This window comes from Deltaproteobacteria bacterium, assembly GCA_026712905.1.
GTDB lineage: Bacteria > Desulfobacterota > Binatia > UBA9968 > JAJDTQ01 > JAJDTQ01.
The window spans coordinates 16,790-30,322 of sequence record JAPOPM010000225.1 but is presented as its reverse complement, the minus strand read 5'-3'; the positions used below and the strand labels follow the sequence as shown (position 1 = coordinate 30,322).

Genomic DNA, 13,533 nt, shown 5'->3' with positions numbered 1-13,533 from the left:
TTGGTGATGATGCTGGCCTTCGGCATCCGCCAGACCTACGGCCTGTTCCTCACCCCCATCAGCGACAGCCTGGGCTGGCCTCGGGGCATCTTCTCCTTTGCCATCGCCCTTCAGAGCCTCATCTGGGGGCTGGCGCAGCCGATCCTCGGGGGACTGGCCGACCGTTACGGCTCCGCCAAGGTGGTGGCACTAAGTGCCCTGGCCTACATGGTCGGGCTCTACCTCATGTCCGTTTCCACGGACCCCTGGAGCATGACCTTCAGCACCGCCTTTCTCACGGGCGTGGCCATGAGCGGCACCAGCTTCTCTCTCGTGCTCGCCGTCATCGGGCGTGCCGCGCCGGCCGAAAAGCGCGGCCTGTACCTCGGCATCGGCAGCGCCGGCGGCTCTTCCGGACAGTTCCTGGTGGTGCCCTTCGGACAGATCCTGCTCTCGTCCTACGGATGGGTGGAGACCCTGGTGCTGCTGGCGTTGCTGGCCGGACTCATCGTGCCGCTGTCGGCGGCGCTGGTGGAGAACCAGCCGGCGACGGTCCAGCGCGACCAGACCCTGTGGCAGGCCCTGGGCGAGGCCCGGCACCACACCGGCTATCTGCTGCTCACCGCGGGGTTCTTCGTATGCGGCTTTCAGACCCTGTTCATCGCCGCGCACCTGCCCGCGCTGCTGGTGGACAACGGCCTCTCCCCTGCCTTGGGCGCCACCGCCATCTCGCTCCTCGGACTGTTCAACGTCGCCGGCTGTCTGGGCGCCGGGGTCCTGGGCAACCGCTACAGCAAGAAGAATCTGCTGAGCCTCATCTACTTCCTGCGCGCCGTGGTGATGTCCGGCTTCTACCTGCTGCCCATGTCCAACGTGACCGTCGTGGTGTTCTCGTCGCTCATGGGTCTGCTGTTCCTGAGCACCATCCCTCTCACCAGCGGGATCGTGGCGCAGGTCTTCGGCACCCGTTACATGGCCATGCTCTACGGCATCGTGTTCCTGGACCATCAGATCGGCAGCTTCATCGGCATCTGGCTCGGTGGCGTGCTGTTCGACTACACCGGGTCCTATGACATCATCTGGTGGACCGGCGCCGGCCTCGGCGTGGTGGCGGCGATACTCCACTGGCCCATCGACGAACGGGCCCTCCCCAGGACGGCCGCGGCCGCGACGGCCGGCGCCTCGGCCCCGTAGTGTGATGTCCGGCCAATTCGCGTAGAATGTGCGGAGGATTGTTCGTTGTCGGCAAAGCGCGACGACCCGTAGGGGCGACCCGCGGTCGCCCTTCGCGCGACAACCCCTGAAAGGACTGGAACGACGTGGCGCTACTGATCCGGGCCGAAGACGCGGCCGATATCGTCACCATGGAAGAAGCCATCGACGCGGTGGAGGCCGGGTTCCGCGAGCTGGGCGACAACGCCGAGCTCAACGCCCCACGGCGCCGGGTCATGACCCGCGAGGGCGCCCGCGTGAGCGTGCATCCCGGGGGCGTCCCCAGCCTGGGCGGCATCGGCGTGCTGGCCCACTCGGAGTTCGTCGCCACGTCCAGGGAGAACCAGACCTACGACCACGCGGGGCGCCCATGCGTGGTGCTGTTCGATACCAGGGATTCTTCCCTCAAAGGGGTCCTGGTGGGCCGTTTCGGCGTCAAGGGCGTGCCCGCCACCCGCGCCACCCAACTGCGCACCTCCGCCACCAGCGCGGTGGGCACCCGCCACCTGGCGCGGGAAGACGCCGCCGTCCTCGCCCTCCTCGGCGCCGGCGCGGAGGCCCAGTACCACCTGCTCGCCTTCGCCGCCATCCGGAACTTCACCAAGGTGAAGCTCTTCTGCCGCACCCCCGAGACCCGCACGGCCTTTTGCGAGGAAATGCAGCCCCTGGTGTCCTGCGAACTGGTGCCGGTGGACAGCGCCCGGGAGGCCGTCCGGGGCGCCGACGTGGTCCTCACCGCCACCAACTCCAACGTCCCGGTGTTCGACGGCTCCTGGCTGGAACCCGGCGTCCACGTCACCTCCATCGTCGGCGGCAACGTCGGCCTCATGAACGCCGGCCTCATCAAGCAAAGGCGCCGCGAGATCGACGACACCACCATAGAGCGGGCCGACGTCATCGTCGCCAACTCCCGCGAGCAGGCCGTCCAGGACCAGCAAGGAGACTTCTACGAGCCCGTGGAAAAAGGCCTCCTCCAGTGGGACCAAGTCGGCGACCTGAGCGACCTCCTCACCGGCCGCATCCCCGGCCGCACCGCCTCCGACCAGATCACCCTGTTCAAGAACAACGCCGGACAGGGCGTCGCCGACATCGCCATCGCCAGCCGGATCTTCGTTCTGGCCAGTTCGAGGGAGATCGGCATCGAGTTCTGAGGGGACGCAGGGCTTGCCCTTGTCGCCGCGGACCACGAAGATGGGCGCCGCGGATCTCTCTGCGTCCGCAGCCTCCTCCATATTGTTCCGTCGACGTGATAAACTCTCCCGAATCGGGTGATCGCCCTGAATAGGTCAGGAGCTTCCGCCGCATGCAAAGCAACCCGTTCCTCCAGGAACCCGCCGCCAGCCGGAACAAACGCCAGCAACTGGACCATCTTCTCAGGGTGACGGCGCCCCATGAACGCGTGATTCTCGCCGGCGTCGGGCTGGCGTTGCTGGGGCTCATGGGCTGGGTGCTGTTCGGCACGGTTGTACGCACGGTTACCATCGACGGGGTGCTGATCAAGCCGGGCTCTCGGCATGAGGTGGTCTCGAACGAGCCCGGACACCTGCTGGAGTTCGTGGTGGCCCCCGGAGACCGTGTCAAGGCCGGGGATGCCATCGCCCGACAGAGCCTGCCGCGGCTGCAACGCGAGTTGGCCGCCCTGCGTCAACGCGTGGACCTGCTTGAATCGGGGACGCGCCAAACCGGGAACGAAGGCAATGTCACGGGCCCGCTGTTGCACTCGGCCCGGGTCGCGCTGCTGCAGACGGAAGCCCGACGCGCGGCCAGGGAGTTGATCGTCAGCCCGCACGAGGGTGAGGTCATGACGTTGCGAACCGCTCCAGGCGAATTCCTGGACTCGGGAGATGTGGTCGCGCAAGTCCGCGCTGTGGAAGAGGCGCCGCTTCAGGCGGTGTTGCGCGTGAAGCCACCCCAGGCGCACCGAATTCACCCCGGCATGAAGGCTTTGGTGGAGGTCGCGATGCCCGGCGGCGTCACGAGCGAGTTGCAGGGCGAGGTAGCTTTCGTGACCCCCGGACCGCTTCCGCGCTGGTTGGCTTCGTTGCCGCCCAGGGTCCCGGACTCCGCGTATCGAGTCGACATCGTCCTGCGCGGAGCCGCGCCTTCCCCTGTCCGGGACGGCGCTCCATGCCGAGTAAGCATCGTACTCGGGCGCCACTCTCCCGCCGCACTCTTCGACTCGGGGCGTTCCTGAATGTTTCGGTCCGGCCGGAAGAGTCCAGCGGGTTCGCGCGCGAAGCCCGCCAGCGGACCGGGAAGGCGGCGCGTGTTCACTCCGGTCCTCCTGCAAACGCATTCCACCGAATGCGGCGCCGCGTGCCTGGGCAGCGTGCTCGCCTATTTCGGCCGCTGGGTGCCCTTCACCGAACTGCGCGGCCGTTGCGAAGTCAGCCGCGACGGCTCCACCGCCGCCGGCATCTTGCGAGCCGCCCGGCACTATGGGCTCGAGTGCAAGGGCCGCAGGGTCACGGTGGCACAACTCAAGAAGCTGCCGTTGCCGCTGATCCTGTTCTGGGAGTTCAATCACTTCGTCATACTGGAAGGCTTCGACCAGCGGCGATTCTACTTGAACGACCCGTCGTCGGGCCGGCGCACCCTCTCCGAGGAAGAGTTCAGCGCGGGCTATTCGGGGATCGCATTGCAGTTCGAGCCCGAGGCGGAGTTTCAGCCCGGCGGCATGCGGCCCACCCTGCGACAGTACTTGCCCGTTTGGCTGCACGGCGCATCGGAGGGGCTGGCGTACGCGCTGGTGTGCGGGCTGTTGCTGGCTCTGCTGGCTCTGGTCATTCCCGCGGCAGTCGGCCTGTTCGTGGATCGCGTGCTGGCACAGCACGAGCCCTTGGGGGGATTGCTGGCCGGTGTGCTGGCGGCCACCGCCGTGGTGGTCTACGGGCTCACGTGGTTGAAGCAACGGTGCATGCAGCGCCTGGCCACGCGCATTTCGGTCATGGCGGGGAACCGTTGTCTGTCGCGGTTGCTGCGGCTCCCGGTGGACTATTTCAACCACAGACTGGCCGGCGAGCTCGCTTCCCGGATTCTCTCCATCGACCGGATCGCCAACGCCCTGTCGAACCATTTTCTCGGCCTGCTGATCGAAATCGCCATGAGCGCGGTGTTTCTGGCCGTCATGCTGACCTACAATCCGGCTCTCGCCTCGATCGTGCTGGCCTTGGCCGTGCTGAACATGGCGCTCGCGCGCACGATCACGCGCATTCGGACCGACAAGAGCCACGCGTTGCGGCGTGAACAGGGATTGCTGCTTGGCGTCGGCGCGTCGATGCTGGATCAAACGGACAACCTGCGGATGACCGCCGAGGACGACAGCTTTTTCTCCCGCTGGTCCGGCCATCAGGCCCGGGAGTTGGCCGCACGCCAGCGATTCTCCGAACTGAGCCACGTCAACGCGGCCCTGCCGGGCCTGTTCACGATACTTGGCAACGTTGCGGTGCTGGCCTTCGGCGCGAGTCAGGTCATGGCCGGCGAAATGACCCTCGGCGCGCTGGTGGCGTTCTACATCGTCGCGAGTCTTTTCCTGGCCCCTGTCGGACGTTTTGTCGAGTTCGCGGACGAGCGTCAGGCGTTCGAGACCGACATGCAGCGCCTGGACGACATCACGGAAACATCGGAAGATCCGGGCCTCACGCGCCGTCCCCTGGCGTCGGAGTCCATCGCCACACTGGACGGCCGGCTGCGACTGGCCGGGCAGGTGGAACTGCGCGACGTGACCTTCGGTTACAATCCGGGTCGGCCGCCGTTGATCAAGGGTGTCGACCTGGTCATCAAACCGGGACAAAGGGTCGCGGTCGTCGGTCCAAGCGGATCGGGAAAATCGACGTTGTCGCGTCTGGTTGCCGGGGTCTATCAACCCTGGTCCGGCGAGATCCTGTTCGACGGCCGGCCACGAAACGAGATTCCGGACGAAGTGCTGTCGCGGTCCCTTGCGATGGTGGACCAGCACGTCGCCCTCTTCTCCGCCACCGTGCGCGAGAACATCACCCTGTGGAACCCCGCCGTTCCCGACGATGACGTCATTGCTGCGGCCCGCGACGCCCGCATCCACGACGAGATCCTCAACCGCCCTTTCGGATACGCCACGCCGGTCCAGGAAGACGGCGGCAATTTCAGCGGCGGCCAACGGCAACGGCTGGAAATCGCCCGGGCGCTGTCGGGCAACCCGACGTTGCTGATTCTCGACGAGGCGACGAGCGCTCTCGACGCCGCCACCGAGGAATCCGTCGACGACGCGCTTCGACGCCGGGGTGTGAGCTGCCTGATCGTGGCGCACAGGCTGAGCACGGTGCGGGACTGCGACGAGATCGTTGTTCTCGACAAGGGGGAGGAAGTGCAGCGCGGCACCCATGACCGACTGATGGCCGACGAAGACGGATTGTACCACCGGCTGGTCCGGGAGGGCTGATGGAGACCCCGGAACCCTGCTCGCTCGCCCACCTCGCCGCCGAGTCCGGAACCGCCGTCCCCTGCGCCGGCAACTTGCCGGTGGAGACGGACGATCCGCGGTTCGTCTGGTTCGTCGAGGCAGGCGCCGTCGACCTGTTCATGGTCGAACGCCGGAACGGCGTTCAGCAATCGACACCGTGCCACTTGCTGCGCGCCGATGCCGGCCGTCTCCTTCCCGGCGTCGCATCCCAGCACGAAGACACCACCCTGGGCCTTGTCGCCAAGGGGTTGCCGGGCACGGTGCTCCGGCGGCTTCCGGCGGACGGGCTGACCGCCACACGGGATGCGGAATTGGCGGCGCACGTCGATGCATGGCTCAGGGACGTCTCCGCTTTCCTGTCCCGGGACGTCGCGCCGCTGCCGCGGCTGGACATGACCATCGAACCCGGACAGGCACCCACGGCGGGAACCGGCACGCTTTCGGCGCGACAGGGGGTCGCGTGGGTGTCCGCGCTGCCGCCGAATGTCGCACTGTTCATGGACCTGATCGACCCGGCCGGCAGCAAGGGCGACGACGCCAACCCGATACCGCTCACCGCCGGCAGCTGGCTCACCCTGATGGAACCGGCGCGGCTTTCCACGCGGTCTTCGCAGGCTCTTGCCGAAGAGCATCTCCTGTTGCCCGCGCTGGCCAACTTCCATGCCGTGGTGTTTTCCTTGGAGCGCCTCAACCGCCGTTTGGCGGTCGTCGACCAGGCCAACCTGGATCGGGCTCGGGCAACCAACCGCCGGGTGGATGAGGAGAGTGCCCGCCGGCGCCTGTTCGACCTTTACGGCCTGTCCGAACCCGAGGACGCCGGCTCGAACGGTTCAGCGCTGCCTGAAGCCCTGCGGATCGTCGGCCGTCATGAGGGCATTGCCTTCAACTTGCCGGCGGCGACGGACGCCACCGGCGCCGCCCCACCCCTTGCGGACATCCTGGCGGCGTCCGGGGTGCGCGGCCGGCGAGTGCGTCTCGCTGGGGAAGACAAGTGGTGGACCGGCGACAGCGGCGCAATGTTGGCGTTTCGAGCCGACGACGACCGGCCCGTGGCCTTGCTGCCGGGCTCGCTGGGACGTTATTGGGAGGTGGATCCCGACACCGGGCGTCGCGCCCGGGTTACCGCCGAAAGCGCGGAATCGCTCCGCGCCGACGCATGGGTGTTCTATCGGCCGCTGGTCACCGCCAGCGCCGGGCCGCGGGACCTCTTCCGGCTTGCCAGCAAGGGTCTGGCCGCCGACCTCGGCCGTTACGTCGCCACCGGGCTGTTGGGGGGGCTGATCGCGTTGCTGCCCGGGGTGGTGCTGGGCTTCATCGCCGCCCAGGTCATTCCAGACGGCGAAACCGGCCCGTTGTACTCGGTCACCGGGATACTGGCGGCGGCGGCCCTGATCGGGGCACTGCTGTACGTGCTCCGGGGAATGGTGCTGATGCGCCTGGAAGGACGCGTCGCGTCCCGGATCGAGGCGGCGTTCTGGGACCGCTTGCTCCGCCTCCCTCTGAGCTTCCTGCACCGTTATCCGGCCGGCGACCTGGCGTTGCGGGGAATGACGTTCCGGAACCTGCGCGACGCTGAGCAGGGCATGGCCACGGACGCCTTGATGTCGATCGTGTTCCTGTTGCCCGCCTTTCTCCTTATTTTCTTCTACAATGTCACGCTGGGTGTCGTCACCGCCGCGTTCGGGCTCCTTTCACTGGCCGTGACCGTCGTTCTCGGTCTGCTGCAGATATCGCACCACGGCCGGGTGATTCAAATCGTCCAACGTCTGGCCGGCCGCCTGTTCCAGCTCATCAAGGGTATTTCCAAGCTGCGGGTCGACGGCGCGGAGGGATCGGCATTCGCGGTGTGGGCGCGAGATTACCGTGAACAGAAACACGCGGAGTTGGAGCTCCGCGCCCGCGAAGCGCACCTGCAGGCGCTCGGCGCCGCGCTGCCCTTCCTTGCCGGAGCCGTGCTGCTGGCGGCCACGCTGCCGGACCCGGAAACCCTCGCGGTTGGCGACTTCCTCGTGGTCTACGCCGTGTTCATGGTGTTTCAGACCGCGGTGGTACGCCTCGGCACATCTTTCAGCGCCGTTGCCGGCATGACGCCGGCCCTCGATCAGATCCGACCGTTCCTTGCCGAGCCCATGGACACCGAAGCCGGTGGTGAGTCGGTAGGCGCCCTGGGCGGCGAGATCGTGTTCGATCACGTCTCCTTCCGGTACGATCCCGATGGTCCCTCTATCCTCGACGATGTATCGATTCACGCCCGCCCCGGCGAATTCGTTGCCATCGCCGGCGAGTCGGGAGGCGGCAAGAGCACGCTCTTCCGCCTGGCCCTGGGGCTGGAACAACCGTCGGCCGGAGCGGTGTACTACGACGGGCGCGACCTGAAACACCTCAACGTCAAGCAAGTGCGCCGGCAGATCGGCGTGGTTCCCCAGGAAGTGCGGCTCCATCCGGAAGACCTGTGGGACAACATCGCCGGAGGCCACGACGAAACAACCGCCGAGGACGCGTGGCGCGCAGCGCGTCTGGCGGCCGTCGATGGCGAGATCGCCGCGATGCCGATGGGGATGCTGACGCCGGTAGGCGCCAGTGCCAGCGTCACATCGGGAGGCGAGAGCCAGCGCATCACCATCGCCCACGCGCTGATCCGCAAACCCCGCATCCTGCTGCTGGACGAAGCCACCAACTGGCTCGACAACGACAGCCAGGCGCGGATCGTAGACAACCTCGCGCAGCTCGACTCCACACGAATCGTCATCGCCCACCGGCTCTCCACCCTGCGCCAGGCGGATCGTCTCTACGTGTTGCAGTCCGGAAGGGTCGTCCAGGAAGGCACCTTCGAGGAACTGGCGGCGACGGAAGGCGTATTTCGCGACTTGGTTCGCCGGCAGATGGCTTGAGCCTACCCTCCACCAATCGTAGTGGGATGGGGGGGAAGGTCAGCTTGTACCAACGACCCCAGCAAACCGTTCACAAAAAAATCTATATTGATATCAAAGTTAGTGTTGAATTTCGCCGTTCAACTTGATAGAAACTATTTCAAAAGATTCTCGTGCTAAAAATGAGGAGGGTATGTCATGAAGGAGTTTACACAAGCGGCGATGCAGTCCGCGGAGGAAATGCAACGCAAGCTCATAGACAAGGCGGTGGAGGACCTCGACTTCCGCCAACAGCTCCTGTCGGACCCCAAGACCGCCATCCGTGAAGAGCTCGGCGTGGACCTTCCGGAAAATGTCGCGATCCATGTGCATGAGAGCGACATGAACACGGTGCATCTGTCCCTGCCGGCCGGCCAACTGGACGAGGAACAACTCGAGGCCATCGCCGCCGGCCGCTGCTGCTGCTGAGCCAGCCACGACCGCTACCGGCCCAGCCGGAAGTGGTTGTACAGCCGTGCAAAGGGAAGGTGGCCCTTGACGGCAGGCGCGTCCGTAGACATGCCGTGTCGGCAGGGTCACCTTCTCATGCGTCGGCTCTCCGCGTGCTGCAGGCTGGATACGGCTTGTAGTTGACGGATCTTTCTGATCTGTTTGCGCATAGTGGCCTCGGCTATGGCAAGCAAATCTGGCGTCTCTTTTCAACACTTCGAAAATCGTTTCGGCGAGTGGGTCGTGGCCGCCCGCTGGCCGGTCATCGTCTTGACCCTGGTCCTTGTGGCCGTGGCCGCCGGGGGCGGCGCCTTCCTCAAGTCCTCCACGGACTACCGGATGTTCTTCAGCCGGGACAATCCCCAGCTCCTGGCGTTCGAATCACTGGAGAATACCTACGAGAGGAGCGACAACGTCCTCTTCATGATCGCTCCGGACGACGGCGACGTCACTTCGGAAAGGGCGTTGGCCGCCGCCATCTGGCTTACCGAGCGCGCATGGCAGACGCCCTACTCGACACGGGTCGATTCCATCGCCAACTTCCAGCAAACCGTAGCGGACGGCGACGACCTGTCCGTCCGCGACCTCGTGGACCCGACGAAGCTCGACGACGCGGAGGAACGATCCCGTATCCGGGCAGCGGCTCTGGCCGACCCTCGGCTGGCGGGGAACGCCGTGGCCAGGGACGGAGCCGTGAGCGCCGTCAACGTCACCGTGAAGCTGCCCCAGGAAGACGACGCGGCCAGGATTTCCGAGGTTGTCGCATTCGCGCGCAGCCTTCTCCATGAAGCCGAAGCCCGTTTCCCGGGCATTGATTTCCGTCTCGTCGGGACGGTTGTCCTCAACCAGGCCTTTGCGGAGGCAACCGCGGCCACCACCCGGACCGTCCTCCCCGCGTCCTTGGCCATCATGGCGCTGATCCTGGGCGTCCTGACCCGGACCCTGGCAGGGGTGGCGGCAACGGGGCTGGTCATCGTCTTCTCCGTGCTCGCCACCATGGGGCTGGGGGGCTGGGCCGGCATTCCGCTTACACCGACCACGGCCGCAACGCCGATCATCGTGCTGACGGTGGCGGTGGCCAACTGTGTACACCCGCTGGTGACGTTGTTGCACCGGTTGCAGGCCGGGGATTCGAAACGCGCGGCCATCGTCGAATCCATCCGGCTCAACCTGTATCCGGTCTTTCTTGCGAGCGTGACCACGGCCCTCGGGTTCCTGACCATGAATTTCTCCGAGGTACCGCCCTACCGCCACCTGGGAACACTGGTTGCATTGGGTGCCGGCATCTCCTTCGTGCTCTCGGTCTCGTTCCTGCCCGCGCTGGTTTCGCTTCTCCCGGTGCGCTCGCGGGCGGCCGGAAAGGGTCACGACCCGGTCATGGCCGCCGTCGCGGAGTTCGTGGTGCGCCGCCGTACCGTTCTACTGTGGGGCTCGGTGGCGGTGGTCCTGGCACTGGCGGCGGCCGTGCCGCGTAACGAGTTGAACGACGTGTTGACGAACTTCCTCGACGAGAGCGTCGAGCTGCGCCAGGACATGGACTTCCTGGACAAGCGCCTGAGCGGCAACACGGTGCTCGAATACTCGCTGGTATCGTCCGGGCCCGGGGATATCGCCGAGCCCGCCTTCCTGACGGACGTGTCGGCCTTCGCCGATTGGTACCGCGCGCAGCCGGAAACGCGGCACGTCCGGGTCATCAGCGACACCTTCCGGCAGCTCAACAAGAGCATGCACGGCGGCGACCCGGCCGCCTACCGGCTCCCGGAGAGCCGCGAGCTCGGTTCACAATACCTGCTGCTCTACGAGCTCTCGCTTCCCTTCGGCCTCGATCTCAACAACCAGATCGACGTCGCCAAATCGGCGACGCGCATGACCGTGACCGCGAAGACCCTCTCCACGCGGGAAGTGCTGGAACTGAACGCGCGCGCGGAAGCGTGGCTGGACGGCAATACACCGCACATCACCCGGGTCGAGAGCTCGGGAGTCGCGCTGATGTTCGCCCACATCGGGCAGCGCAACATCCGGGCCATGCTGCTGGGAACGACCATCGCGTTCCTCGGCATCTCGGTCCTGCTCATTGCCGCCTTCCGTTCGCTGCGGCTCGGGCTCGTGAGCCTCGCGCCGAATTTCATCCCCGGGTTGATGGGGTTCGGCATCTGGGGGCTCGTGGTGGGAGAAGTCGGACTCGCGCTTGCGGTCGTCATGGCCATGACCATCGGCATCGTGGTGGACGACACGGTGCACTTTCTCGGCAAGTACCACCGCGCGCGGCGCGAGCAGGGCTGCGCTCCCGACGACGCGGTGCGCTACGCGTTTCAGGAAGTCGGGCGCGCCATGTTCACCACCACGGCCATACTGGTGGCCGGCTTCCTGGTCCTGGGCTTTTCCGAGTTCTTTCCCACCGCGCAGATGGGCCAGCTCACGGCGATCGTCATCGCGCTTGCGTTGCTGGCGGATCTGCTGTTGCTCCCGCCCCTGCTGATGGCCGTGGACCGAGGCCCGACGGCCGGCAACACACGGGAAGGTACGCCATGAATCGCGCGAACGAGGGCGATCCGGGGACGGAAGCCTCCCTCAGCGGCTACTACGCTGCGTTGACGGACCCTTTGGTGAAGTTCAGCGGCGACCTGCGGATGTGGCACTTCGGGCTTTGGGGGCCGGACACGGCCAACGAGCAGGAAGCGTTGCTGCGCTCCAACCGGACTCTGGCGCACGGGTGCGGCCTCGCCCCGGGACGGCAGGTTCTGGACGCGGGCTGCGGCGTAGGCGGTACGGCCATCGCCATGGCCGAGTCGTACGGCGTACGCGTCACCGGCTTGACCAACTGTGAGCCGCACCTGGCGGTGGCGACGGAGCACGCCCGCCGGCGCGGCGTCGGCCACCTGGTGGAGTTCCGTCACGGCGACTTCATGGACCTGCCGTTCCCCGACGACTCTTTCGACGCCGTGTTGAACCACGAATCATTCTGCTACGCGCCGGACAAGCTCGCCTATCTCCGCGGCGTGCACCGGGTGCTCAAGCCGGGAGGGCGCTGGCAGGCCCTCGAAGGCCTGCTCAGCGGCACGCCGCTCTCGGAGGAACAGGAAGCGGTCCACGTCAGCATGCAACGAGGCTTCCACATGCCGCCCCTGGCATCGTGGCGCGATGTGCTCGCAACGCTGGAGCAGGCGGGCTTCGAGGGCATGCGGGAACGGGACCTGGCGTCGGAAGTGGCGCCGTCCACCGAGGAGACTCGCAAGCGGTGGTTGCTGTTCGTGTTCATGAGCCCGCGGCCGCGGCCGGAGTGGACAGCGTACCACGAGTTCATGGGGGCCGCCGTCGACTTCGACCGGGGGCTGCGGGACGGAGCGTTCACGTACCGGCTGGTGTCCGGCGCGAAGCCGGCGCGTTAGTTGGTTGGCCCTGCGCCCAAGAGCACATTAACAGGAAGACGTAGCCGTTGACCTGTTGAACACGGTCCTCGGCCAAGACCAGCTTGAAGTGGTGGATGCGCTGCAACACCACGAACGGCCCCGACCGGCCGAACAGGGTCTTGGCGCCGGATGACCATGCGGCCAGTTCCGACAGTTTCTGGGGGGCGGCCAGGCCTTCCGCGCACAGACCGTCCATCAGGCCGGTCCAGTACCCCTTGTCCTTGAACCAACCCTGTTGGTCGTACATCCTGTTCTGGGAAAAGACGTGCAGCTCGAGCGTCGGTCCCACCCCGCCTGCGTTCACCTCGAAGTGGACGCCCAGGTGCATGTGGTCCAAGGCGCGCCGGCGCTCGAGGCGCGACAGGACGGCGGCGACCATCGCCGGCCGGCCGGGCCAGCCGGCACGTTCCAGAAATCCCGTGACGTCGGGCGCCGTGTCGAAACCCAACATCGTAAGCCGAATCCCCTCTCCGCTCGACGGCAAGGCGCCAATGGCGCCGATGCGCGCACCGGACTCCAGCGCAAGGTAGGCCCGCTCGACGTGTCGGCGTTCAGCGGCGTCCGGCTCCCGGCGGGTGGCGGCGTTCATGGCGTCGAGCGCCAGACCGAGATCCGGCAGGCGCTGGCCGGTGCGGTCACCGGTCAGCGTCGGTCGAATGGGATACAGGAAGATCCCCGTATCGCCGTGCGTGGGCTGCGTCGAATCGATGTCGTATTCGAGCAACACCCGGTCGCCCACCACGCGCCGAAGAGGCGATTCCTCCGGGCCGGTTTCACCCAGCAGCGAGGCGATACCCACTGCCGCGGGGTCCGCGTTTCCGGACCGCCCCCGGTTCACGAAGAAAGCCGCCGACCGGGTCCCGCCCACCAGCGAGACGCCGATATCCGCTGCCGGTCGGGAGTCATCCAGCGGAAATCCCAACCAGAGCGGGAAGCCCGCCAGCGTGGGAGGCAAGTCGCCGGCACGCTCCACCAGCCTTTCCCATCCGCGGCCTCGGATCAGCAGCGGGGAAAAGAGGCCCTTGATCCGCTCAAGCAACTCTCCCAGGGAACCGGCCTCGCGGAGAAGGCGTTCCTCGTTGGCACTCCACTGGTCTTCAAAGCTCATGGCTGGCCGGTCGCCGGCTTCCATACA

The 13,533-nt window shown here is 66.5% G+C and carries 9 protein-coding genes; 8 read left to right on the top strand and 1 reads right to left on the bottom strand.

The features are described 5' to 3' along the window. The 8 genes from OXF11_19280 to OXF11_19245 all read left to right on the top strand — a co-directional run. The coding region (locus OXF11_19280) for an MFS transporter (GenBank protein ID MCY4489240.1) at positions 1–1,173 on the top strand (1,173 nt) is incomplete at its 5' end. A gap of 125 nt (positions 1,174–1,298) precedes the next feature. Then, positions 1,299–2,342: an ornithine cyclodeaminase family protein gene (locus tag OXF11_19275; protein MCY4489239.1), complete on the top strand. Its 1,044-nt coding sequence runs from the start codon at positions 1,299–1,301 to the stop codon at positions 2,340–2,342. A 152-nt stretch (positions 2,343–2,494) separates the two neighbouring features. Beyond that, a complete protein-coding gene (locus OXF11_19270; GenBank protein MCY4489238.1) occupies positions 2,495–3,385 on the top strand; it encodes an HlyD family efflux transporter periplasmic adaptor subunit in 891 nt (296 codons plus the stop codon). 72 nt (positions 3,386–3,457) lie between these two features. Next, a complete protein-coding gene (locus OXF11_19265) occupies positions 3,458–5,608 on the top strand; it encodes an NHLP family bacteriocin export ABC transporter peptidase/permease/ATPase subunit (GenBank protein ID MCY4489237.1) in 2,151 nt (716 codons plus the stop codon). Further along, entirely contained in the window at positions 5,608–8,520 is a 2,913-nt protein-coding gene (locus OXF11_19260; protein ID MCY4489236.1) for an ATP-binding cassette domain-containing protein, read from the top strand. Before OXF11_19265 ends, OXF11_19260 begins: the two co-directional genes overlap by 1 nt. Before the next feature lie 177 nt (positions 8,521–8,697). Continuing rightward, positions 8,698–8,967: an NHLP leader peptide family RiPP precursor gene (locus tag OXF11_19255; protein MCY4489235.1), complete on the top strand. Its 270-nt coding sequence runs from the start codon at positions 8,698–8,700 to the stop codon at positions 8,965–8,967. A gap of 264 nt (positions 8,968–9,231) precedes the next feature. After that, positions 9,232–11,520 (top strand): MMPL family transporter, encoded by a 2,289-nt coding sequence (locus OXF11_19250; protein ID MCY4489234.1) that lies wholly within the window; start codon positions 9,232–9,234, stop codon positions 11,518–11,520. Then, positions 11,517–12,377 (top strand): methyltransferase domain-containing protein, encoded by an 861-nt coding sequence (locus OXF11_19245; protein MCY4489233.1) that lies wholly within the window; start codon positions 11,517–11,519, stop codon positions 12,375–12,377. Before OXF11_19250 ends, OXF11_19245 begins: the two co-directional genes overlap by 4 nt. Here the strand turns inward: OXF11_19245 and OXF11_19240 are convergent. Continuing rightward, positions 12,337–13,530 carry a hypothetical protein gene (locus tag OXF11_19240; protein ID MCY4489232.1) on the bottom strand — a complete coding sequence of 398 codons (1,194 nt, stop codon included), beginning with the start codon at positions 13,528–13,530 and terminating at the stop codon, positions 12,337–12,339. The two genes, OXF11_19245 and OXF11_19240, sit on opposite strands and share 41 nt — an antisense overlap. Positions 13,531–13,533: the final 3 nt, after the last annotated feature.